Annotated in this window: 24 protein-coding genes and 1 tRNA gene; 11 read left to right on the forward strand and 14 right to left on the reverse strand. The window is 62.8% G+C overall.

Features of this window, described 5'->3' with window-relative positions; genetic code table 11:
* Nucleotides 1-124 precede the first annotated feature (124 nt).
* The 4 genes from AC2FNY_RS00065 to purB form a co-directional block, all read right to left on the reverse strand.
* Complete coding sequence (locus AC2FNY_RS00065; RefSeq protein ID WP_496801691.1) at nt 125-1,174, reverse strand: flagellar motor switch protein FliG; 1,050 nt, start codon at nt 1,172-1,174, stop codon at nt 125-127.
* Between the two features lie 142 nt (nt 1,175-1,316).
* Nucleotides 1,317-1,871 (reverse strand): tetratricopeptide repeat protein, encoded by a 555-nt coding sequence (locus tag AC2FNY_RS00070; protein ID WP_234183319.1) that lies wholly within the window; start codon nt 1,869-1,871, stop codon nt 1,317-1,319.
* A gap of 94 nt (nt 1,872-1,965) precedes the next feature.
* Nucleotides 1,966-2,130 carry a hypothetical protein gene (locus tag AC2FNY_RS00075; RefSeq protein WP_234140676.1) on the reverse strand — a complete coding sequence of 55 codons (165 nt, stop codon included), beginning with the start codon at nt 2,128-2,130 and terminating at the stop codon, nt 1,966-1,968.
* Nucleotides 2,131-2,234: 104 nt separating this feature from the next.
* Nucleotides 2,235-3,539 (reverse strand): adenylosuccinate lyase, encoded by a 1,305-nt coding sequence (gene purB, locus AC2FNY_RS00080; RefSeq protein WP_496801264.1) that lies wholly within the window; start codon nt 3,537-3,539, stop codon nt 2,235-2,237.
* An 88-nt stretch (nt 3,540-3,627) separates the two neighbouring features.
* Between purB and AC2FNY_RS00085 the strand changes: the two genes are divergently transcribed.
* From AC2FNY_RS00085 to AC2FNY_RS00105, 5 genes are all read left to right on the forward strand, one after another.
* Nucleotides 3,628-3,960, forward strand: coding sequence for a hypothetical protein (locus tag AC2FNY_RS00085; protein ID WP_496801265.1), 333 nt, complete (start codon nt 3,628-3,630; stop codon nt 3,958-3,960).
* Complete coding sequence (locus tag AC2FNY_RS00090; protein ID WP_496801266.1) at nt 3,957-4,379, forward strand: DUF6314 family protein; 423 nt, start codon at nt 3,957-3,959, stop codon at nt 4,377-4,379. Before AC2FNY_RS00085 ends, AC2FNY_RS00090 begins: the two co-directional genes overlap by 4 nt.
* 76 nt (nt 4,380-4,455) lie before the next feature.
* A complete protein-coding gene (locus AC2FNY_RS00095) occupies nt 4,456-5,043 on the forward strand; it encodes a biotin transporter BioY (RefSeq protein ID WP_496801267.1) in 588 nt (195 codons plus the stop codon).
* Nucleotides 5,044-5,156: 113 nt separating this feature from the next.
* The gene (locus tag AC2FNY_RS00100; RefSeq protein WP_496801268.1) at nt 5,157-5,720 is read left to right on the forward strand and encodes a hypothetical protein; all 564 of its coding nucleotides are present in this window, start codon (nt 5,157-5,159) and stop codon (nt 5,718-5,720) included.
* A 10-nt stretch (nt 5,721-5,730) separates the two neighbouring features.
* A complete protein-coding gene (locus AC2FNY_RS00105; RefSeq protein WP_234183321.1) occupies nt 5,731-6,018 on the forward strand; it encodes a hypothetical protein in 288 nt (95 codons plus the stop codon).
* 9 nt (nt 6,019-6,027) lie between these two features.
* On the opposite strand, the gene AC2FNY_RS00110 is transcribed toward AC2FNY_RS00105, so the two are convergent.
* Together AC2FNY_RS00110 and dddP are read right to left on the reverse strand one after the other, a co-directional pair.
* Nucleotides 6,028-7,248, reverse strand: a complete 1,221-nt coding sequence (locus tag AC2FNY_RS00110) for a bifunctional alpha/beta hydrolase/OsmC family protein (protein WP_234140688.1) — start codon at nt 7,246-7,248, stop codon at nt 6,028-6,030.
* A 189-nt stretch (nt 7,249-7,437) separates the two neighbouring features.
* Nucleotides 7,438-8,781 carry a dimethylsulfonioproprionate lyase DddP gene (gene dddP, locus AC2FNY_RS00115; protein WP_496801269.1) on the reverse strand — a complete coding sequence of 448 codons (1,344 nt, stop codon included), beginning with the start codon at nt 8,779-8,781 and terminating at the stop codon, nt 7,438-7,440.
* A 129-nt stretch (nt 8,782-8,910) separates the two neighbouring features.
* Between dddP and AC2FNY_RS00120 the strand changes: the two genes are divergently transcribed.
* Nucleotides 8,911-9,645, forward strand: coding sequence for a heme-dependent oxidative N-demethylase family protein (locus tag AC2FNY_RS00120; protein WP_496801270.1), 735 nt, complete (start codon nt 8,911-8,913; stop codon nt 9,643-9,645).
* A gap of 55 nt (nt 9,646-9,700) precedes the next feature.
* On the opposite strand, the gene AC2FNY_RS00125 is transcribed toward AC2FNY_RS00120, so the two are convergent.
* The 5 genes from AC2FNY_RS00125 to AC2FNY_RS00145 form a co-directional block, all read right to left on the reverse strand.
* A complete protein-coding gene (locus AC2FNY_RS00125; RefSeq protein ID WP_234166387.1) occupies nt 9,701-10,612 on the reverse strand; it encodes a hypothetical protein in 912 nt (303 codons plus the stop codon).
* A gap of 207 nt (nt 10,613-10,819) precedes the next feature.
* The gene (locus AC2FNY_RS00130; protein WP_439653303.1) at nt 10,820-11,623 is read right to left on the reverse strand and encodes a lytic murein transglycosylase; all 804 of its coding nucleotides are present in this window, start codon (nt 11,621-11,623) and stop codon (nt 10,820-10,822) included.
* 19 nt (nt 11,624-11,642) lie between these two features.
* Nucleotides 11,643-12,479: an amino acid ABC transporter substrate-binding protein gene (locus AC2FNY_RS00135; protein ID WP_234166388.1), complete on the reverse strand. Its 837-nt coding sequence runs from the start codon at nt 12,477-12,479 to the stop codon at nt 11,643-11,645.
* 177 nt (nt 12,480-12,656) lie between these two features.
* On the reverse strand, nt 12,657-14,063 hold the full coding sequence (gene glnA, locus AC2FNY_RS00140; RefSeq protein ID WP_234140698.1) for a type I glutamate--ammonia ligase: 1,407 nt from the start codon (nt 14,061-14,063) through the stop codon (nt 12,657-12,659).
* A gap of 32 nt (nt 14,064-14,095) precedes the next feature.
* On the reverse strand, nt 14,096-14,434 hold the full coding sequence (locus AC2FNY_RS00145; protein ID WP_234140699.1) for a P-II family nitrogen regulator: 339 nt from the start codon (nt 14,432-14,434) through the stop codon (nt 14,096-14,098).
* A 170-nt stretch (nt 14,435-14,604) separates the two neighbouring features.
* Between AC2FNY_RS00145 and AC2FNY_RS00150 the strand changes: the two genes are divergently transcribed.
* Nucleotides 14,605-16,248, forward strand: a complete 1,644-nt coding sequence (locus AC2FNY_RS00150; RefSeq protein ID WP_496801271.1) for an NAD(P)H-hydrate dehydratase — start codon at nt 14,605-14,607, stop codon at nt 16,246-16,248.
* Here AC2FNY_RS00150 and AC2FNY_RS00155 read toward each other — a convergent pair.
* A complete protein-coding gene (locus AC2FNY_RS00155; RefSeq protein ID WP_234166390.1) occupies nt 16,245-16,754 on the reverse strand; it encodes a Hint domain-containing protein in 510 nt (169 codons plus the stop codon). The genes AC2FNY_RS00150 and AC2FNY_RS00155 overlap by 4 nt on opposite strands.
* Before the next feature lie 209 nt (nt 16,755-16,963).
* On the opposite strand from AC2FNY_RS00155, the gene AC2FNY_RS00160 reads away from it, so the two are divergent.
* From AC2FNY_RS00160 to tig, 4 genes are all read left to right on the forward strand, one after another.
* Nucleotides 16,964-17,048, forward strand: a tRNA-Leu gene (locus AC2FNY_RS00160).
* Nucleotides 17,049-17,376: 328 nt separating this feature from the next.
* The gene (locus tag AC2FNY_RS00165) at nt 17,377-18,483 is read left to right on the forward strand and encodes a porin (protein ID WP_496801272.1); all 1,107 of its coding nucleotides are present in this window, start codon (nt 17,377-17,379) and stop codon (nt 18,481-18,483) included.
* A 327-nt stretch (nt 18,484-18,810) separates the two neighbouring features.
* Complete coding sequence (locus AC2FNY_RS00170) at nt 18,811-19,932, forward strand: porin (protein ID WP_496801273.1); 1,122 nt, start codon at nt 18,811-18,813, stop codon at nt 19,930-19,932.
* Nucleotides 19,933-20,122: 190 nt separating this feature from the next.
* Entirely contained in the window at nt 20,123-21,454 is a 1,332-nt protein-coding gene (gene tig / locus AC2FNY_RS00175) for a trigger factor (protein ID WP_496801274.1), read from the forward strand.
* A gap of 94 nt (nt 21,455-21,548) precedes the next feature.
* Here tig and AC2FNY_RS00180 read toward each other — a convergent pair whose 3' ends face one another.
* Entirely contained in the window at nt 21,549-22,406 is an 858-nt protein-coding gene (locus AC2FNY_RS00180; protein ID WP_496801275.1) for an acyl-homoserine-lactone synthase, read from the reverse strand.
* Between the two features lie 106 nt (nt 22,407-22,512).
* On the reverse strand, nt 22,513-23,214 hold the full coding sequence (locus tag AC2FNY_RS00185) for a LuxR family transcriptional regulator (protein WP_234140721.1): 702 nt from the start codon (nt 23,212-23,214) through the stop codon (nt 22,513-22,515).
* Between the last annotated feature and the right edge of the window lie 4 nt (nt 23,215-23,218).

A 23,218-nucleotide genomic window follows, 5' to 3' on the forward strand; every position in this document is an offset into this window, starting at 1 on the left:
ATAGCGCCCGGGTTCGGTTCTGTCCATCACCCAGCGGCCTGGTGCCGGAATTTTGAAAAAATTCGGGCCCGGAAAGCGTTCGCTTTCCGACCCGTTTTCCGTGCCGGAAAACGGCCTGCCGAGATCAGGCGTCACGATCCTCCTCGGGATCGATGAGCTGAAGGGCGCCTTCGTCCTCAAGGCTACGGATAACGCCCACGACGGTTGTCATTGCCGCTTCGCCTTCGCTGCGCTTGACCTTGCCCTTGTCGCGGATCTCGTCGCGCAGGTTGTCGGCCATCCGCGAGGACATGTTGCCAAGCATGAACTCGGCCACCTTGGCCTCGTCCCCCTCGGTGGCGGCGGCCAGGGCCAGGATCAGCTGGTCCTGATCGGCCACGCGCACCACGGCGGGCACGTCGCGCGGTGACAGGCGGGCAGGGATGTCGGTAAAGGTGAACAGGACCTTGCGCACTGAGGAGGCAAAGGTCGCATCCTCTTCGTCCAGCGCCGACATCATCTGGTCGCGCGTGGCGGGCGCGGACTGGTTCAGGATATTGCCCACCCGTTTCTCGGGCCGGTCGGCAAAGGCCAGGATCGGCCGCGCATCCAGCTGCGCGGCCAGCGACCAGCCGATCCGGTCCACTGCCTCGGGCGTCACCCGGCCGGTCTGCGAGATGGCATAGGTGATGCGCCGCGCCACCGGACCCGGCAATTGCCCAAGCAGCGCCGCCGCCTTGGATGTGTCGAGTTTCGACAGCAGCACGGCGGCCACCTCGGTGCTTTCGGCCTGGGCGATCTCGGCCAGTTCCTCGGGCGGCAGGGCGCGCAGCCGCTGCCATGGATCGCCCATCTGGCGAACACCGGCCTCACGCCGCAGACGCGCGGCGGTGGTGGCGGCGATCTTGCCGTCCATGGCGCTGAGCGCCCCGGCCAGCCCGTGCGGAAAGCTGAGCCCGATCCCGTCCAGCGCCTCGGCGAATTCCTCGGCCACGGCATCCAGCGTGATCCGGTCGACCAGCCCCATCTGCCCCATCTGCTTGGTCAGGCGGGCCTGCAACTCCTCGGGCAGTTCCTCGAGCGGGATTTCCGCCCCCGCATTCAGCAGCAGCCGCACCACCACGGCGGCCTTTTCCAGATTGCTCAATTGCCGGGGCACGCGCCGGGGCGCGTCGGCCACCGGCGGGCCACCCATCCTTGTCACCGCCGGAGTGTCGTCGAAATCGAACATCTCGGCGTCAAGGGGCATCAGCGCATTGTCGTCCTGCATCTGCCTGCGTCATCCGTCATCAGAGTCGCAGGCAGAATAGGGGGCGGGCGGTAAAGAAAGGCTGAACTCAGTAGCTGTAGGTCAAGCCCGTGCGGATGGCCTCGCGCAGCGACACCTCGGCCCAGCTGCCTTCGCCGCCGCGCGCGGTGATCTCGCGCCACTGGGCGATCGCCAGATCGGTCTTGCCCGCCTCGACAAACCCTTGCCCCATATAGCTGCGCGCCAGGATATTGTCGGGATTGGCCGCGATTGCCGCCTGATAATAGAAGGCCGCACGATCCAGATCGCCCAGCTTGCGGTGGGTGAACCCCCAATAGGTCAGCACGCGGTCGTCGCTCTGGTCGGGCATGGCCGCCAGCACGCCCTGCGCATCGGCGGGACGCCCGGCATAGGCCAGCTCGCGCACCGCTTGGTAAAGCGTATCGGCATCCAGGCCGGAATTCTTGGGCGCCACGCAGCGTTTTTTCTTGTCGTCCCAGACCTTGACCCCTTTGCATTCCTTGGTGGTCTGGGTCTCCTTGGGCGGGTTGGTCCAGGTGCTGCCACCGGTACTGTCGCCGCCAGCGGCAAAGGCGCCAAGCGGCAGGGTCAGACCCAGGACAAGAAAAGACGGCAATCGCATGAGGGAAACTCCGGTATCAGGTAAATCGGAAGGTCGCAAAATCGTCTCGGGCGCCGCCATCGACACCCGGAAAACCGGCCGAATGGGCGCGGCCTCAGCTGTTGATCACCTCGACACAGGTTTGCGAGGCGGCGTCCCATTGCATGCCCGGGGCGCAGGATTGGGTCTGTTCATGGCCACGGCTGGAACAGCCCATCGCCAGCGAAGCCACCGGTACCAGGGCCAGCGCGACCGCGCAGCACATCGTCCTGAGGGTCATGATCTCTCCTCCCGTTCAGACTGAACAGGAGTGTAGCGCAGAGACCCCCTTGGGCAAAGGGGGCTCACGCCGTTGTGTCAGGTTTGTTGTGTCAGAACGGGCGGTCAGTCGCCAAAGACACGGGCAAAGATCGTGTCCACATGCTTGGTGTGATAGCCCATGTCGAACTTCTCGTTGATGGCGTCCTCGCCCAGCGCGGCGACAACATCGGCATCGGCGAGCAATTGCTCGCGGAAATCGACCCGCTCTTCCCAGACCTTGAGCGCATTGCGCTGCACCATCGTATAGGCGTCCTCGCGGCTGACACCGGCCTGGGTGAGGGCCAGCAGCACCCGCTGGGACATTACCAGACCGGGGAACTTGTTCATGTTTTCCAGCATGTTGTCGGGAAAGATCAGCATCTTGTCGACCACACCGGCCAGACGGTGCAGGGCGAAATCCAGCGTCACGGTGGCGTCGGGGCCGATGCCGCGTTCGACCGAGGAATGCGAGATGTCGCGTTCATGCCAGAGCGCCACGTTTTCCATCGCCGGGATCACCGCCATGCGGACCAGACGCGCCAGACCGGTCAGGTTCTCAGTCAGCACCGGGTTCTTCTTGTGCGGCATCGCCGACGAGCCTTTCTGACCCATCGAGAAGAATTCGGCGCCTTCCAGCACCTCGGTGCGCTGCATGTGGCGGATCTCGATGGCGATATTCTCGATCGAGGACGCAATAACGCCCAGCGTGGCAAAGAACATCGCGTGGCGGTCGCGCGGGATGACCTGGGTGCTGATCGGCTCGGGTCGCAGGTCCAGCTTGGCGCAGACATGCTCTTCGACCGCCGGGTCGATATTGGCGAATGTCCCAACCGCGCCCGAGATGGCCCCGGTGGCGACCTCCCAGCGGGCCTTTTCCAGCCGGTTCTTGTTGCGATCCATCTCGGCATAGAAGCGGGCGAAGGTCAGGCCCATGGTGGTGGGTTCGGCATGGATGCCGTGGCTGCGGCCCACCCGCACGGTATCCTTGTGCTCATATGCGCGTTTCTTGAGCGCGGCGAGCACCTTGTCCATCCCCACCAGCAGCAGGTCGGCGGCCCGGACCAGCTGCACGTTCAGGCAGGTATCCAGCACGTCCGAGCTGGTCATGCCCTGATGCACGAAGCGCGCCTCTTCGCTGCCGACATGTTCGGCCAGATGGGTGAGAAAGGCGATGACGTCATGCTTGGTGACCGCCTCGATCTCGTCGATGCGGGCGACGTCGAATTCCACATCCTTGGCTTTCCACACGGCCTCGGCGTTTTCCCGCGGGATCACGCCCAGATCGGCCATCGCGTCACAGGCATGCGCCTCGATCTCGTACCAGATCTTGAACTTGGTCTCGGGCGACCAGATTGCAACCATCTCGGGGCGGGAGTAGCGGGGGATCATTGGCAGCGACACCTTTTTGTGATTGGCAGGACCTGTTGGCGCGGGTCATAGACCCAGCCGCATCGCGGGACAAGGCAGGAGCGGAAAGATGAGACGGTTTGCCCTGATTTTGGCGGCTGTGCCCACCTGGGCGATGGCGGATGGGTTCATGCCGCTGGCCGGAGACGAGATCCGCGCCGCGCTGGCAGGCAGGGAGCTGGTCTATGAAGGCGGCGCGCGGCAGAGCTTTGACGCCTTGGGCGGGACGGTCTATGTGACCGACCGGCCGAGCCAGGGCCGGTGGAGTCTGCGCGGCGATCTTTTCTGCTCGCTCTGGCCGCCCTCGGATCTCTGGGCCTGTTACACGGTGGCCAGCGACGGCGAGAGGGTCCGCTTTGTCGGGCAGGGGGGCGATATCACCGACGGGACCTATGCCCAATGACCCTGCCGCGGGATATTGCAGAATTCGAGGGCGACTGGCTGCTGGATCGCGTCATCGACGACCGTTTGACGGGGCAGAAACTGCGCGCCGAAGGGGGCGCGACGCTGCGCCGCAGCGAGGACGGGCTGACCTATGACGAGCAGGTGACACTGTTCATGCCCGGCCAACCGCCGTTTCACGGCACCCGCCGCTATCTGTGGCGTCCCGGTCCGGGTGGCATCGCCATCCACTTCGAAGACGGCAGGTTTTTCCACCACTTAACCTTGGGTCAAGTGGCGCCGGGAGATCACCATGACTGCCCGCCCGACAGTTATGACGCGGGCTATGACTTTGCGCGCTGGCCGCTGTGGCGGGTGCGCTGGACGGTCAAGGGGCCGCGCAAGGATTACGAGATGGTCACCGATTTTCGGCGGCGATAGCGTAAACGTCTTGCGGCGCGCGCGCGGACAGGGCATTTCTGTGTGCCAATACCTGTCTGAACTGGGAGACAACCGAATGAGCATGACTGTTCTGGCCGACGCAATCGGCCCGCGCGAAGGCGCCGCGCGTCTGGCAAAGCAAGCGGTTCTGGTGGTGCTGGGCATCGCCGCGCTGGGCATCGCCGCCAAGATCAAGGTGCCGATGTGGCCGGTGCCGATCACCATGGGCACCTTTGCCGTGCTGACGCTGGGCACCGCCTATGGCGCGCGGCTGGGTCTGGTGACCATGCTGGGTTATCTGCTGGTGGGCGCGCTGGGCTTTGACGTCTTTGCCACCTCCTCGGCCGAGAAATTCGGGCTGACCTACATGATGGGCGGCACCGGCGGCTATCTGTTGGGCTACCTGATGGCCACGGTGATGCTGGGCGCGCTGGCCGCGCGCGGCTGGGATCGGTCGTTCGGCAAGATGGCGCTGGCGCTGGTGCTGGCCAACGTGCTGATCTATGTGCCGGGCCTGTTGTGGCTGGGCCAGCTTTACGGCTGGGACAAACCGATCCTTCAGTGGGGCCTGACCCCGTTCCTGGTGGGCGACGCGCTGAAACTGGTGCTGGCCGCCGTGCTGATCCCCGGCCTGTGGAAACTGGTGGGCAACGCCCGCGGCTGATCCCGCCCGATACCTTTTGCAAAGGCCCGGACACATTGTCCGGGCCTTTTTCGTTGCCTTTGCGGGATATGGTATGGACACTGGAACCATCGCGATCAGGAAAGATGTTTGCCATGCCAAAGAGTTTCGCCCCCTTGCGCGCGCTGGCGTTGGCGCTGGCAGCAAACCTGCTGCCCTTGCCAGCCACAGCTGACATGCCGCTCACCTATGTTTCTGACGGCAGGGCGCTGTTTCACCTCAGCGCGCCGGATTTCTGGCAGGTCCGCAGCGGTGGTCCGCGGGCGCTGACCCCGCCGGGGTCGGACGAGGCGCGGCTGATCAACCGCGTGATCGGGTTCGAGCCCGAAGCCGAGCCGGGCGTCTGGGTCGGTTTCATGTCGCCCAACGGGGTTTCGACCTTTGCCCAGGCCGAAGACTACCTGCGCAACATCGGCAAATCGGTGGTCAGCGACCCCGAGTTGCGGGAACAAAGCCGCATCCGCATCGGCGGGTTGCCGGCGGCGCGTTATGTCGGCACCGGGCGACGCGATGGAAATGCGGTCGCGTTCACCGCGGTTCTGGTCGATCTGCCCGGCAGCCGCGTGGCGATTTCCCTGGCCGTGGTCGAGACGGGCGCCCGGCCCGAACTGGTCGAGGATATCAATTCAATCTACGCCTCGTTCCGGGCGGCAAACTAGGAGGATGGCCATGCGCTTTGCAAAACTCACCCTCTCGGCCGGTCTCGTTGTCGCGGTTCTGGGCCTTGCGGGGTGTGATCCGACCGCGACCGGCAGCAACTCGGTCTATTACGACTCGATGCTGTGGAACGACTACTATTACGGCTATCCGCGTCCGCCCCGGCCGGACCGTCCGCGCCCCGAACACCCGATCGCGCGCCCACCGGCAAAACCGGTTCCGCCGATCGCCCGGCCGCCGGTGGCACGACCGCCGATCCACCGGCCGCCCGTGGCCCGCCCGATGCCCGCCCGCCTTTAGTGAGGCGCGTCAGGACCCGGAGGTCAGGCGTGTGACGATGCGTGCCGCGCCTTCGAGGGTGCGGTGAACCGGGCATTTGTCGGCGATCTCCAGCAGCTTGGCCCGTTGCGTTTCACTCAATGGGCCTTCAAGCGTGATAACCCGGGTGAACGCGTCGATCTTGCCGCTGGCACCGGTATCGGCGTCCTGGGCATGCACCTTGTCATGGCAGACATCGACATTGATCCCCGTCAGGGGCCATTCCTTGCGCTGCGCATACATGCGGATGGTCATCGAGGTACAGGCGCCAAGGCCCGCCGAGACGAAACCATAGGGCGACATGCCCCGGTTGGTGCCGCCATAGGACAGCGGTTCGTCCGCCTGGGTGTGGTGATCGGGACCGGACTGTACATCCTGCAGGAACCCGCTCGCCGAGACTTCGGTGACGCGCACCACGCCCTCGGGTGCGCCAGGCGGCGGCGCAGGCGGCGACAGGCTCACATAGCGGCCGACCCAGGCGGCGATCACATCGGCGGCATACTCGGCATCCTGCGCTCGGCTGATCAGGTGATCGGCATCGTCCAGCGTGACAAAGCTCTTGGGATGTTTCGCGGCCATGAAGATCCGGGCGGCATTGTCTATGCTCACCGTCTCGTCACGCGGCGCGTGCAGCACCAGCAGCGCGGCGTGCAGCCCGGCAATGGCCGGTTGCAGCGCGCTCTCGGCGATATCCTCGACAAACTGCCGCCCGATGCGGAACGGCCGCCCGCCCAGACAGACTTCGGCCGCGCCCTCGGCCCGGATGCGGGGCAGGGCGGCTTCGAAATGATGCGTCACATGGCCCGGATCGGCGGGGGCGCCAATGGTCACCACGGCGCGCACAGTGGCTATCCGCGCCCGTGCGCGCAGTACAGCAGCCCCGCCCAGCGAATGCCCGATCAACAGCGCCGGCGCCATGTCGCGCCCGGCCAGATAGGTGGCGGCAGCCACCAGATCATCGACATTCGAGGTGAATGTCGTGTTGGCAAACTCGCCCTCGGAATGGCCCAGACCGGTAAAGTCGAAGCGCAGCACCGCGATCCCCATCGCCGCCAGCCGCGCCGCGATCCGGCGGGCGGCGGGAATGTCCTTGGAACAGGTAAAGCAATGGGCAAACAGCGCCGTGGCCAGCACCGGCCCCTCCGGCAGGTCCAGCCGGGCGGCCAGTTGACTGCCATCATGACCGGCAAAGGTGATCCGTTCTGTGGGCATGGGGTCACTCCTGATGGGTTTCTCCCCAGAGTGGGCAGGACCGCCCCCCGCCACAACCCTCATGTCAAACGCCTCACGCGGAGGTGACGCGCAGCCAGCTTCTTCTTCTGTTCAGAAATACCTCGGGGAGCGCGAGGGGCAGCGCCCCTCGCATCGGTCGCCGTGCCGCAGGCGCGGCGAAATCCCTTGTCAGTCCGCGCCCATCAGCGCCGGATCGAACGGATAGGTGGTCAGGTTCTCATACCCGTCCTCGGTGATCAGAACCTGATCTTCCAGCTTGATCGAGAAGTCGCTGCCCACCTCGCCGACACAGGCCTCGACACACAGGACCATGCCCGGCTCCAGCGGATAGTCATAGGCCCCCGCCACAGCCTTGTCGGGATAGGCGACCAGCGGCCACTCGTCACACAGGCCCACCCCATGCATCAGACAGCCGTATTTCTGTGCCTGATACCTGTCGTCCAGCCGGTGGCAATTGGCGGTCAGTTCCGGGATCATGACGCCGGGTTTCAGCATCTCCATATTGGTCATGATATGCTCATGCGCATGCTGCATGGCATAGATCATGTCCGGGCGCGGCGCGCGATCGCCGATCCACCAGGTGCGGCTGATGTCGATGCAGATGCCGTAGGACCCGATCAGATCGGTATCAAAGGCGATGATCTCGTTTTTCTGCGTGATGCGCGGCCCGCATTCCTGGAACCAGGGATTGGTGCGCTGCCCCGAGGCCAGCAGCCGGGTCTCGATCCATTCGCCACCGCGCCGGATGTTCTCGGCATGCAGCACCGCCCAGATGTCGTCCTCGCTGGTCCTGCCGTCGCCGACATTGGCGCGCGCGAACCGCTCCATCTCGGCGATGGCGCTTTCACAGGCGTGATGGGCGCAGCGCATGGCAAGGATCTCGTCAGGCCCCTTGATGGCGCGGGTCTTTTCGGTGACCTCCTCGCCCTCCATGATCTCGAACCCCTGCGCCTCGAGCGCGCGCAGCCCGTGCAGCATGATCTTGTCCACTGCCAGCCGCCTGTTGCCGTCCGAATGCTCCTCGATCAGCACCCGCACCTCGTTCGAGAACACGTCCGCTGCCACATCCACCTTGTCGCCCCGGTCGAAATAGAACAGGTCCGCGCCCGAGCGCTGTTCGCGCACCAGCGGGTTGAAGGTGCTGAGGAAGGGCGAATTCTTGTAGTCCCAGATCACCATGTAGCCATCGGCACAGAGCAGCACCGCGCGGAACGGGTTGTGGGTGTTCCACAGCTGCATGTTGGTCGAGTCGGTCGCATAGCGGATGTTGAGCGGGTCGAACATCAACAGGCCACCATAGCCCCGCTCGACAATGGCGCGGGTCAGCCGTTTCCAGCGATGCTCGCGCATCCGGGTCAGGTCGGGCAGTTCCAGCCCTGCCTGCGCCCATTCGGCAAAGGCCAGCTGGGTCGGCCCGATCTCGATCCGGTCGTTGTCATTGGGACTGCCGTCACCCAGCGTGGCGCCCCGACTGGGGTCGATCTTGCGGGTATCGCGGTAATGCTGGGTCATCGGGGCCTCCCTTGTCATGCTGATCCCAACTGTGGCCGGGGCCAAGGGGCTGAGTCGCATCCTTTCGCGACGGGTGTTCGTGTCGTTTTTGGCCTGTTTCCGTCGCCAAGGCGATGCTAGGCCGGGCACATGACCGAGATCCTGCAAACCCGCCTGCCATATGATATCCACAGCCCCCGGCCATTGCCGGGTATCGCACCGCTGCAAATGAAGGACTGGTTGCACCGGGACGAGGCCTTTGCCGGGCAGATGGCCCGGCGCGCGGCATTGCTGGCCGAGAGGCCGGACGCGGTGCTGGCGCTGGACGAGGGGGCGCGACCGGCGGCGGTCGAATTGCTCGACTTGGTGCAGGGGCTGGCCTATCCCGGCACGGGCAATCGGCTCACCCGGCCCGATGGCGCAACTGTCCCGGTTGATCGTGCCGATCCTCTGCGCAGCCTGGGACAGCTGGTGCAGGAGGATTTCTGCATCCTCGAAAAGCGCGGCGACGAACATGTGCTGACAGGGGCTGTCCTGTGCTTTCCGGCCAGCTGGACGCTGGCCGAGAAATTCATGCACCCCTTGATCGCCATTCACGAGCCTGTGGACAGCTATGATGCGGGGATCGCGCGGCGGGTGCAGCGGCTGTTTGACGGGGTGCAGGTGGGGCGGCCCCTGTGGCGGTTCAACGCGCTCTGGTATGCCGATGCCGAACTGCACCAGCCTCGCAGCATCCATGACCGCCGCAGCGCGCCGGTACCGGCGGATGCGGGGTATCTGCGCAGCGAGCGGCAATGCATCCTGCGCCTGCCCGAAACCCGCGCGGTGGTATTCTCGATACATACCTATGTTTTGGCGCGCCGTTCCGTGCCGGTACCGGGCTGATGCGACATCGCTCCGCCGGTATCGGGCGGGGCGTATCGCGGCGATGCTGTTTGGTTCAGACCGGCAGCAATGCGAGAACGCCGGACATGGCGCCCGAGCTTTGCATGAAAACAAGCGCCGCAGTTAGAGAAAGGACCTGCGTATTGAGGCGGAAATCCTCGCCCTTGATCAGGTTCACCGCGGCAAGCGATGCGGCGACCGGGGCCGAGACAAAGGCCAAGCAACCCGTCATGCCCCAACTGGCAAGCCGGCGAATATCGGTCTGCGCCCGCTCTTCCGGGCTGAGAGCATCCATCTGGTCTGGGCGCGGCTCACTGCGAAAGGCGAGGGCTAGCGCCTCCTGATCGGTCAGTTCGACAAGACCCGTTTCGCCCTGATGGGCGTATTGTCCCATGATCCGGTCATAGCGGTTTGCCAGATCCGGGGCGGTATCGTCGATAGGGGCAAAACGCGCGCCATCAGGGTTCAGGATCTGCTGGCGGCCGCGCACCCTGCGGGGCGATACATTGGCGAACGCGCCGAGGAATTGTTCGATCGTCAGGCGGACATCGGGGTCCAGCCACTCGATCAGTTCGCTGGTATAGAGATCCACCATCCGGTAGAGCATCACCACCAGCATCAGTTCGGTCACGTCGCGGTCGTCGGTCAGGTGTGAAACCGGTGTGATCGAAATGACCAGCCGGTTGCGGGCTCGCTCCTTGCTATCGTGCAGGCGCTGGTTCAACCCTGCTGCAGCATCCATGCGACGAACGCGCGACGTGTCCATGCCTTCGGATTCAAGGGCTAGCCTGACCAGGTACTGGCTGGACATAATCCGTGCTTCGTGGTCGTTCAGCAGCGTTTGCCGTTCGACGGCGTGACCATAGTCCTCAAGTGTTGCCGTTACGATCCGGCTGAACCGGTCCATTACGCCATCTTCGTTACCCAGGAATACTAGTCCACCGTGATACGTGCCTGTCTGTGCCACAGCGACATCCTCCAATCAAAGTTGTGCTGAGGATCAAACTAGCGACAATTGGTGCAAAAATTTGGGCCAAAACCAAGTTATCACGAGGCAATTCGTCTAGTTTTGCAAGATTGACTATGGTCTGGAAACTGCAAATACCTCGAAAAACCCCTTAAAAGTGGCTGCAACCTGTCAGGTCTGTGTCATGGTTATGGCGCAATGCAACTTTTAGCTGTCGATTCGTTTGGCCATGATGGCGATGGCCTGCTGATAGACAGATGCTGAATTCCACGCTTTTATGACTGCAAAATTTGGTTCTCCCGGCTGATAGCCGCGGCCGGGTCGCCAGCCTTTCTGGCGTAAGAAATTCGCCGTAGAGGCGAGTGCGTCGGTCATGTCGTAGAAATCCACCCGCCCGTCGCCGGTTGCATCCACGCCATAGGCCAGCGCGTTTCCGGGCAGGAATTGGGTGTGACCCAGCTCGCCATGCTTGGCGCCTTTGGTGGCGCCGGAAATGGCGTTGCGGTCCACCAGTTCCAGGGCTGCCAGCGCATGGGGAACAAAGAAATCAGAGCGGCGGCAGTCATAGGCCAGCGTTGTGATCGCTGAAACCACCGCGCTGTCACCCATGAAAGAGCCAAAGGCGGTCTCCATCCCGTGCAGCGCGATCAGGATGCCGGCGGGCACGCCATATTGCCGTTCCAGCGCGGCATAGAATTCGGGATTGCGCGCCTTGCGCTTGCGGCCCTGGGCGACGATCGTATCCGCGCCGCGCACCTGCATGAACTTTTCGAGCGAGTATTTGAAGCTTTTCTGATTTCGGTCGGCGGCGATGGTGCGGGTGGCATAGCGGGCCTGCGCCAGCGCCTCGAGCCCGCGCTTGCCAACGCCCTGTCGGCGGGCCACTTGGGCGAACTCGGCCTTCCAGGCCTCGAACCCGGCACCGGTATTGCCGCAGGTCAGGGCAGCGCCCGCCGAGGGGAGCTGCGAGAGCATCAACGTCAGAAGGATCGGGCGGAAATAGGGAACCATGATATCGCTCTGCAAAGGGTCAAGGCACAGTTGGTGCGAGAAGGAACATCGCTTTCAGCGCGGCACCCGGTTCGACACCGGGCAGGGTTTCACGGAAAACGCGGTCGATGGTGCCGTCGGCATACATCTCTGACAGCAGCGTATCGACCAGAAGCCGGAAATCGCTGTCGCCGCGGGGCAGGGCCAGCGCCTGTTTCTCGATCGTCAGGATCTCGTCCAGAAGCTGGAACTTCTCGCCCATATTGCCGGAGACATAGTTGTAGATCAGGATGGATTGATCGGCGAAATAGGCGTCAAGCGCACCGTCGTTCAGCGCCTTGAAGCCGGCATTGTGATCGGCGAAGCGCTCGAACCGGGCCTCTAGCCCGGCGGCCTCGAACGAGTTCAGCACGGCTTGTTCGGTCGTTGTGTCGGCGCGAAAGCCTATGGTCTTGCCCGCCAGATCGGACAGGTGAGCACCTTCACCGCGGCGGGTTATGACAGACGTCCCGTCAACATAGATCGGGATCGAGAAATCGACCGTCTTCTGGCGTTCCAGCGTCACCGTGGCCGCGCCGCAGAGCATGTCGATGTCGCCCTTGGCAAGCCGTTCAAAACGGTCCGAGGCAGAGACCGGGACAAAACCGGCCTTCAGTTCACCCAGATCAAGCCGGTTGGCCATGGCCTGTGCCAGCCGGCCGCACAACTGGGGCGTATAGCCCGCCGGCCGCCCTTCGGCATCCGCAAAGGAGAGCGGCGCCGCGTCGACGCGGAAACCGATATTGATCTGTCCGGTGTCGCGAATGCGTTCGATCGTCTGGGCCGCAACGGCGCCGGTAGTCAGGACGAGCGCCAGTGTCAAAGCTAGAAGCCGCATGAATAGTCCTTTGTCAGCAATGTGAAGCCAGACTAGCCGGGCAGGGGCGCACCTCAAAGGGGAATATCGGACCGGTCAGGGTCAAAAGACGCGATCGTGCTCGGCAAAGGCGGTCGATCCTCCAAAAAAGGAAGGGGCGCCCGAAAGGCGCCCCCCCGATTTGCGTACAGACCGCGATCAGCAGCTGTAATACATGCCGAATTCCACCGGGTGCGGGGTGTGTTCGTACTTGTGGACCTCTTCCATCTTCAGCTCGATATAGCCTTCGATCTGGTCCTTGGTGAACACGTCGCCCTGCAGCAGGAAGTCGTGATCGGCAGCCAGGCATTCCAGCGCCTCGCGCAGCGAACCGCAGACGGTGGGGATGTCGGCCAGCTCCTCGGCGGGCAGGTCGTAGAGGTTCTTGTCCATCGCCTCGCCCGGATCGATCTTGTTCTTGATGCCGTCAAGACCGGCCATCAGCAGCGCGGCAAAGCACAGGTAGGGGTTTGCCGACGGATCGGGGAAGCGGGCCTCGACGCGCTTGGCCTTGGGGCTTTCGGTCCACGGAATACGCACGCAGCCCGAGCGGTTGCGGGCCGAATAGGCGCGCAGAACGGGGGCCTCGAAACCGGGGATCAGGCGCTTGTAGCTGTTGGTGCCCGGGTTGGTGAACGCGTTCAGCGTCTTGGCGTGCTTGAGGATGCCACCGATGAAATACAGCGCTTCCTGGCTCAGATCGGCATATTTGTCACCGGCAAACAGCGGCTTGCCGTCTTTCCAGATCGACATGTTCACGTGCATGCCCGAGCCGTTGTCGCCATAGATCGGCTTCGGCATGAAGGTCGCCGACTTGCCATAGGCGTGGGCCACGTTGTGGATCACGTATTTGTATTTCTGGATCTCGTCGGCCTGCTTGGTCAGCGTGCCGAAGATCAGGCCCAGTTCGTGCTGGCACGAGGCCACTTCGTGGTGGTGCTTGTCCACCTTCATGCCCATGCGCTTCATGGTCGAGAGCATCTCAGACCGCAGGTCCTGCGCCTCGTCGGTCGGGTTGACCGGGAAATAGCCGCCCTTCAGACCGGGGCGGTGACCCATGTTGCCGGTCTCGAACTCGGCATCGGTGTTCCACGAGGCGTCGGTTGCGTCGACCTCGTAGGAGACCTTGTTGATGGTGTTCGAATAGCGCACGTCGTCGAACAGGAAGAATTCGGCCTCGGGACCCATATAGGCAACATCGCCGATGCCCGATGCCTTCAGATAGGCCTCGGCCTTGACGGCGGTGCCGCGCGGGTCGCGGTCATAGGCCTCGCCGGTGTCGGGCTCGACCACAGAGCAATGAATGCAGATGGTCTTTTCCGCGTAGAACGGATCGACATAGGCGCTTTCGGTGTCGGGCATCAGTTTCATGTCCGAGGCTTCGATCGACTTCCAGCCGGCAATCGACGAGCCGTCGAACATGAAGCCTTCTTCCAGGAAGTCCTCGTCGACCAGATCGGCGATGATCGTCACGTGCTGCAGCTTGCCGCGCGGGTCGGTGAAGCGGATGTCGACATATTCGGCACCCTCGTCCTTGATCAGCTGAAGAACTGCGTCCTTGCTCATACTCTCTTGTCCTCTGCTAGAGTGTGTTCGGGTCAAAGCGCGTCCGAACCGGTCTCGCCGGTACGGATGCGGATGGCTTGTTCGATGGTCGAGACAAAGATCTTGCCGTCGCCGATCTTGTCAGTCTTGGCGGCGCCCACGATGGCCTCGATGGCGGCGTCGACCTGGTCGTCGTCCAGCACCACTTCGAGTTTCACCTTGGGCAGGAAATCGACCACATATTCAGCACCGCGATAGAGCTCGGTATGGCCTTTCTGACGGCCAAAACCCTTGACCTCGACCACGCTGAGGCCCTGGACGCCGATATCCTGCAGCGCCTCTTTGACCTCGTCCAGCTTGAACGGTTTGATGATCGCTTCGATCTTCTTCATCGCGGTGCTCCTTGCAAGCTTGTCAGCCCGCCTCAGATCACGTCTAAGCTGGAGGCTCAACGCGAATGCGAAACCGGCCAGGCCGCACTGCGGCAATTTTGGGCGACAGGTGAAAATTTGTGCAGAATGCACAAGGATTGTGCAGAAGTGAATCGGCAAAGGGGCAGGGCATGACCGAACTGCTGACCGCGGCGCAGATGCGGGCCATCGAACAGGCGGCAATCGCCTCGGGCGAGGTGACCGGGCTGGAGTTGATGGAGCGCGCCGGGCGCGGCGTGGTCGAAGCGATTTTCGAGGAATGGCCGGAACTGGCGAAAGAGCGGGGGCCAGCCCCCGCACCCCCGGGATATTTGCAGCAAGAGGAAGGGGCGAGGCGCGCGGTGGTCCTGTGCGGGCCTGGCAACAATGGCGGCGACGGGTTCGTGGTGGCGCGGCTGCTGCACGAGCGCGGCTGGGCGGTGGAGGTGTTTCTATATGGCGATCCCGGGAAGCTGCCGCCGGATGCGCGAGCGAATTATGAGCGGTGGCGGGTGTTGGGGGAGGTTCAGGCTTATGCGAAGTTTGAGCCAGAGAACTGGAATTGGCAAATCGGAGAGGTTGGAGGGGTCGATCTCATAGTAGATGCGGTTTTTGGCACTGGGTTGGTTCGACCGCTCGGCAGCGAGATGTGCCTGCATGAGCAGATCGGTGTGCTCACAACTGAGGTGGTCAACGCGCGTCGCGTGGCGATTGATCTTCCTTCTGGATTATGTGCCGACAGCGGAAAGCCTCTCATTGATACCCAGGAACAGATAGGGCGTGGGAAGCTGGAATTTGAACTGTCTGTGAGTTTTCATCGCGAGAAAGTCGGGCATCGAATTTCAGATGGGCCGGCTTTTTGCGGAAAAACAGTGGTGAAAAGCATCGGCTTGGATGACTTGCCATCCAGTCGCGCTGCCACAAGAGAGCTTGCCAGCGAAATTGTGCGCCTTGCGCAACCAAGGCTATCGGACAAGGCGGCGGAGTCGCACAAGTACACGCACGGCCATGCCCTGATCCTCTCCGGCGGCTCGGGCAAGACCGGCGCGGCGCGGTTGGCGGCGCGCGGCGCGCTTCGCATCGGGGCAGGGCTGGTGACGCTGGGGGTGCCACCCAGCGCGCAGCAGGAGGTTGCCTGTCAAATCACGGCGTTGATGTTGGCACGGATCGACGGTGCCGATGGGTTAGCGACAGTGCTGGGGGATACCCGCCTTAGTGCGCTCTGCCTGGGGCCTGGCATGGGTGTCGAACGGGCGCGCGATCTGGTGCCGGTGGCGCTGGCCGCAAAGCGCGCCACGGTGCTGGATGCCGATGCGCTGAGTGCCTATGCCAACGACCCGGCCGCGTTGTTTGCCCAACTGCATGAAGCTTGCGTTCTGACCCCGCATGGCGGCGAGTTTGCGCGGCTATTCCCCGATATCGCGAAGAGGCTCCGCGAGGAGCCGAAGAGCGGCCCGGCCTATTCCAAGGTCGATGCCACCCGTGAGGCCGCCAAGCGCGCGGGCTGTGTGGTGCTGTTCAAGGGGCCCGATACGGTGATCGCGGCGCCGGATGGGCGTTGTTCAGTGAACTCGGCCCATTACGAGCGCTCGGCACCCTGGCTGGCGACCGCCGGGTCGGGCGACGTATTGGCAGGCTTCATCACCGGGCTTTTGGCGCGCGGCCTTGCGCCGATGCAGGCGGCAGAAACCGCCGCCTGGCTGCATGTGGAATGCGCGCTTGAATTCGGCCCCGGCCTGATCGCCGAGGACCTGCCGGAGCAATTGCCGGCAGTGTTTCGCAAACTGGGGCTTTAGGCGGCGAGCCGGCCGGAGGCGGGCAGGCATTGGCCCGCCACTTCCAGACCACCGGCATAGAGTACATGGGCGGCATCGAAATGCAGCTGGAACAACGGCATGTCGCGCGGACCCAGATCGCAGACGAACTCTCCATCCACCAGCGCATCGGCCCGTACCATGGCTTGCGCTGTGCCAAACAGCGCCCGCGCCCGCCAGTCGCGGATCAGCACGGGTTGTCCAGCGGGCAGGATCAGGTCGCAATCGGGCCGGGTGTCGCCCAGCGATCCGGCGGCAAAGCGGATCGCGCGCACGGTCTGACATGCGCGGGTGAGATGACGCAGCGGAACAAACCCGCGGTCGCGGGTAATGATCCGGTCACCGGGGGACAGGAATTCCACCGGCATCTCGCCATCCTGTGTCAGCAGGACGGTGCCGGCCAGGAATCCGGCCTCGGGAACCGGCGTGATGTCGGGACTGGGATGCGAGCCTCTGCCCGCAGCACGGACTGCCGCTTTTGCGTTCATGATGGATCACCTTGGTCTGCTCGTTATTTTTGCTGGTCAGAATGTGGCAAAACCGTGAACTTGTCGCGGCGATTTGTTGCCGTTTTTAGATAAATCCCGGAAAGCGTGCCTTTGCGGCATCGTGACGGAAGCATTCAGATTGCCTCTCGCGCTCGGCTGAAAGCTTTGCTATTCAGCGCGTCACGGTACCGCTGCGGCGGGCCGTGATTGCGGGTGTGGCGGAATTGGTAGACGCACCAGATTTAGGTTCTGGCGCCGCAAGGCGTGGGGGTTCAAGTCCCTTCACCCGCACCACCTTGCCCTTCCCCGAAATGAGGCCCGATCCCTTCTGCCCGGGGACTGCGCCCCTGACGATTGCGATCGGCCAAGCACTGCACCAGGTGGGAGTGTGCCATGCAAGAGGTGCAGGGGTGTGAGGTGGTTTTTCACTTTGCGCATGATTTCGCCAGTGCCCAGCAGAGCGGTAAGCGCTTGTGGTTGCAACGGATCATCACGGGGCATCACGATTCCGTGTGGCGAAAATATCAACCTTGGCGCGCGTTTCGGCGGGTTCTCTGGAAGTGAGCGGCGTTATTCCCAATTGAAGGAGGGTAATCAGCAACCTCCTCGACGGAGACACGATATGACGAGACAGATCAAAACAGCGACAAGCGCTGCGCTGCTGGCCGCGATGGCTGCGGTTCCGGCTGCGGCGGAACTGAAGTGGGAAAACGCCTCGGGTGGATATGTCCAGATCTACGGGCAGGTCTCTCCGGCCTGGCAGTCGGTCGATGACGGGGTGCAGAGCAAGGATACCTTTGTCGATAACGCCCATTCCAACACCCGCGTCGGCCTGTGGGTCGTGCAGCCCATGTACCAGGGCACGTTCAAGTTCAATCTGGAATCCGCGCTTGGCCTGCGTTCGTCGGGTGGGGTGAGCCAGACCAACACGCCCAAGGGGGCCGATTGGGATCGGACCGACCTGCGCAAGATCGACTTTTCCTATGCCAGCGAGAGCTGGGGCACGATCTATGTGGGGCAGGGGTCGATGGCCAGCGACGGCGTCGCGGACATCACGCTGAACAACAATGGCATGACCACGTATAACGGCATCGGCGATTTTGCCGGTAGTTTCCAGTTCCGCACCGCTGCCGGGGCGCTGTCGGGCGTCACCATCGGCTCGGTCAATCCTAGCCTGGATGGCGGGCGCCAGGGGCGCGTGCGTTATGACACGCCCAGTTTCAATGGGTTCACCGTTTCGGTTGCGGCCGGTACCGACGTGCTGACCCCGGGCAACAGCGACAAGTATTACGACATCGCACTGAAATATGCGGGCGAGTTCGATGGGACCAAGGTCAAGGGCGGTATCGGCTTTTCCCGCCGTGACAGCGGTGGCGTCGACCGCGACGACACGTTCGGCTCGGTCGCGGTCAAGTTCCGCTCGGGGCTGAACTTTGCCGTGGCTGGCGGCAGCCGCGAGAACAGCGGTGATTACACCTATGTTCTGGCCGGATACGAGACGCAGTTCCTGTCGGTGGGCATGACCTCGTTTGCCGTCGATTACTACAACGGCAATGATTTCGGGCTGGCCGGTCGCGAGTCGAAATCCCTTGGGCTGGGCATCAACCAGAATTTCGACAGCATCAATACCCAGGTCTATCTGGGCTACCGCAATCATGAACTGTCCGATCCCGGTACGGCCTATCAGGATGTGGACGCATTCCTGTTCGGCGCGCGCTGGAAATTCTGATCCGGTGTTGATGGGTTTGCGCCCGCCCGCCCCCGTCAAGGGGCGGGCGGGCGTCACTCTTGCGTGAGATGGGTGCAAAAACGCACATCGCATTTGCAGAAAGCTGGCATGTTGCAGGGCGCTTTTTTGAATTTCACGTGCTGCTCGCATTCGCGTTACTTCATTATCTATCTGTAACAAAAGCATTTTTATTTTTTCTCGAGTCGTGCCGCGTAGCAGCGATGCAACGCGCGGGCCACGGGCCGGGGCGCGCATATGGAACCAAGACCCATCCCCGCCACATCAGAGGGCACGCAACCGCGTTTCATCCATCTGATGGGAAAGAAGATGATCACCACACTCAGAACCACTTCGGCTCTGGCCCTGGCGGCGGCGGCACTGGCCGCGCCCGCATCGGCCCAGCTGCTTTATGAAAACCAGTCCGGCGGTTCGGTCCGGCTGTATGGCCAGTTCAACCCGGCCCTGATTTCGGTCGATGACGGCCAGCAGACCGAGACCCAGATCCGCGACAATGACCTGTCGCGCAGCCGCATCGGCCTGCGTCTGGCGCAGCCTTTTGGCGATAACACCTTCCGGTTCCGGTTCGAAGCCGGGCTGGGCCTACCCAACTCGACCGAGACCAACCAGCTGGGCGACAATTTCAGCGGCTGGACCCGCGACGACCTGCGCCATATCGACTTCTCGCTCGAAGGCGACTGGGGCAAGGTCTCGCTGGGGCAGGGCAGCATGGCGGCCGATGGCATCGCCGAATCCGACCTGTCCTATGTGGGCGTGGCGCTGTATTCCTACCTTGCCGATGCCAACGCGGCCTTCCTGTTCCGCGACACGGCCGGAGTTCTGTCCGGTCCGGCGGTGGGCGATACGCTCGACACGTTCGACGGCTCGCGCCGCGGCCGCATCCGCTATGACAGCCCCGAGATCGCCGGGTTCACCTTCTCGGCCGCATACGGCGAAAACATCCTGAACACCGCCGACCAGTCGGATTACTACGATGCGGCGGTGCGCTATTCGGGCGAGTTCGCGGGGGGCGTGCAGCTGGACGCGGGCCTGGCCTATCAGGTGCGCGACAACAATGGCGTTGATCGTTCGGATGTGGTGGGTTCGGCCTCGGTCCTGCTTCAGAACGGGCTCAGCTTCACCTTTGCGGGGGGCACCCGTGACAACGACGCCGCAGGCGCCAGCGATCCTGATTACCTGTATTTCAAGGTCGCCTATGACGCCGACTGGTTCTCGTTCGGCAAGACCGGCGTCGGTGTGCACTATTATGACGGGTCGGACTTCAACGTCGCGGGCTCCGAGACCAAGGGCTGGGGCGTGGGTATCGCGCAGCGGGTCGAGGCCTATAACACCGACGTCTATTTCACCTATCAGGACTATGAATATGACGACGCGGCCAACAGCTATCAGGACCTCAGCACCATCGTGCTGGGCGCGCGCTGGCGCTTCTGATCGGTTCGTGACCGTTTGACATCGACACGCCCCGGCCGGTCCGGGGCGTGTTTTTTGTCTCATACCCCCAATTGCGGGGCCAGTGCGGCACTACCCCCTTGCACCGGCCTCGCGGGACAAATAGAAGGCCACAAATTGTGCATGGCGCGCGCCTCGGTGCGTGCGCCCCGAATCCTATGGGGACTACCATATGCAGGTTACCGAGACGCTGAACGAAGGTCTGAAACGCGGCTACAACATCGTTGTAAGCGCGGCTGAGCTGGACGCCAAGGTCAACGAAAAGCTGGTCGAGGCGCAGCCCGAGATCGAGATGAAGGGCTTTCGCAAGGGCAAGGTGCCCATGGCGCTGCTGAAAAAGCAGTTCGGCCAGCGTCTGCTGGGCGAGGCGATGCAGGAAACCATCGACGGCGCCATGAACAAGCATTTCGAGGACAGCGGTGACCGTCCCGCGCTCCAGCCCGAGGTCAAGATGACCAACGAGGACTGGAAAGAGGGCGACGACGTGCATGTCGAGATGTCCTATGAGGCGCTGCCCGCGATCCCCGAGGTCGACATGAGCGACATCGCGCTGGAGAAGCTGGTGGTCAAGGCTGACGACGCAGCCATCGACGAGGCGCTGGGCAACCTGGCCGAGACCGCGCAGGACTTCAAGGCGCGCCGCAAGGGCTCCAAGGCCAAGGACGGCGATCAGGTCGTGATGGATTTCGTGGGCAAGGTCGACGGCGAGGCGTTTGAAGGCGGTTCGGCCGAGGATTACCCGCTGGTGCTGGGTTCCAACAGCTTCATCCCCGGTTTCGAAGAGCAGCTGGTGGGCGTCAAGGCCGAAGAGGAAAAGGACGTCACCGTCACCTTCCCCGAGGAATACGGTGCCGAGCATCTGGCCGGCAAGGAAGCCGTGTTCACCTGCACCATCAAAGAGGTGAAGGAACCGGTTGCCGCCGAGATCGACGACGAACTGGCCAAGAAATTCGGCGCCGAGGACCTGGCCGCGCTGAAGGCCCAGATCGCCGAGCGTCTGGAAGCCGAATATGCCGGCGCTTCGCGCGCGGTGATGAAGCGTGGCCTGCTGGACGCGCTGGACGTCAAGGTCTCGTTCGACCTGCCGCCCAGCCTGGTTGACGCCGAGGCCAAACAGATCGCGCATCAGCTGTGGCACGAGGACAACCCCGAGGTTCACGATCACAACCATGGTGAGATCGAAGCGACCGAAGAGCACACCAAACTGGCCGAGCGTCGCGTGCGTCTGGGCCTGCTGCTGGCCGAACTGGGCCAGAAGGCCGAGGTCGAGGTCACCGATGCCGAGATGACCCAGGCGATCCTGGCACAAGCGCGCCAGTATCCGGGGCAGGAGCGCCAGTTCTTTGAATTCGTGCAGAAGAACCCGCAGATGCAGCAGCAGCTGCGCGCACCGATCTTCGAGGACAAGGTGGTCGACCACATCGTGGCACAGGCCAAGGTGACCGAGAAAGAAATCAGCAAGGAAGACCTGCAAAAAGCGCTTGAGTCGCTCGACGCAGAATAATCCGCGCTCCCCGGAACAGGATACAAAAGGAGCCGCCCGAGATTTCGGGCGGCTCCTCTTTTTTGTCGCGCGTCTGGCTTTGTTCGTGAGTGGCTTAGGCTTCGCGCGCGACCATTTTGTGGGTGTCCAGAAGGTTCTGTCTCTTGCTTGGGGTCAGGGAACCGGCCAAGGCGTCGATCAGGGAGTGGACGGCTTTCAGTTCCTCTACGGTTGTTGCGGACTGAATCTGTTCAGCCAGATAGCGTTCCAACGGCGTGGCCGGGACGTCGTCGGCGTTGGCTGCGAGCGGCTTTGCCCTGGCCCGTGCGCGACTGAAGAGCGCCAGCGCATCGTCGTCGCTCAGGAACACGTCATGGGGGATTCCGGCAAACCGGCGAACCCGTTCGACGCGTTCCTCACCAGTATCGAGCAGGGCGGCCAGCGCCGGCACCTTACCCATTGGCACGGTCTCGCCCACATAGTCGTAAGGGGCGTTGTCGGACCGCTTTAGCACCCGGTCCATCACCGGGTCGATCACGGTGACGATGTCACTGATCCCGGCACGACGGGCATATTCCAGCGAGCCGATCATCAGTTCGCAAGTGGCATAAGACACCGAGTTGCGGTCCTTGCCCCGTTTGAGCCGCTGCGTGTCCACACAGAACCGTGTGGATTCCCACATCGTGGAGCTGCGGAGCGGTGGTTCGCCACACAGGATGTCAGAAAACACATCCGCCAGCATATGTGGACCGGTGGTCTGAAGCGCCCTGACGGCCGCCACCACATTCCCTTCGTCGTCAAGCCCGACAACATAGACAGGATCCAGGTGATCGAACTTGTCAATCTCCTTGCCGTCCTCGATTGTCACATCCCATCCCAGACGATCACCAAAAACACGGGCACGCAACCGAAACATTTCATCCAGAACTCCATCGAATAGATGCTTGTTCAAAGCGTCGATCACGATGATCATTTGTTTCCCCCTACGAGTGGATTTCGGTGAACCAATCGTTACCCAAGTTGGGGCTGAGGACTATTGGGGGTTTCCCGTAGAGGCGGAAAAAAGTGTACTGGTTGGTTCAGCCGGGGTAGATCAGCCCGAGGCCCACGGCCCGCCCGACAGCCTGAGCAGTGGTTAAGGCGCAGAGTTTCTCGCGGGACGAGCGCAGATGCACCTCGACGGTACGGTGCGAGATCGACAGGATGTCACCGATGTCCTGTTGCGATTTGCCAGCAGCCACCCATTGCAGGATCTCGGCCTCGCGTGTCGAGAGCGACGGGTGATACAGAACCCGGCCCAGCATGTCCGAACTCATCACCGTGTCGTGGATATGCACAGCCAGCGATTGCAGGTCACCGAGTGTATGACGTACAAGCTTGTGCCACTCGTCGGTCGAGCATTCGCGGGTGACGCTGAGCAGCCCGACATCGCCATAGGGACCGCGTACCGGGATGGTCAGGCCCTGATCGCCGATGCCAAAGTCATGAGCATCGCGAAAGACACGACGGAAATCACTGCTGCGTTCGAGGCGGCTCCAGTCGACCGGGGCGATGCTGCGCTGGCTCATGTGCAGCGTCGGGTCGATCATGTGAAAGCCCTGCTCCTGATAATGGAGCTTCCACTCGTCACTATAGGTGACATAGCCGTGAATGGCACCGGCGGCCGGGTTCAGCCCGGCATAAGCGGCGTGGTCCATCTCGAGCTTTTCGCGCACTTGTAGGAGGAAGTCCGAATAGACGGCTTCCGACTTGGGCAGAGTTCCGAGATCGACAATATCCATCTGC

The organism is Ruegeria sp. BHSC223 (assembly GCF_059613025.1).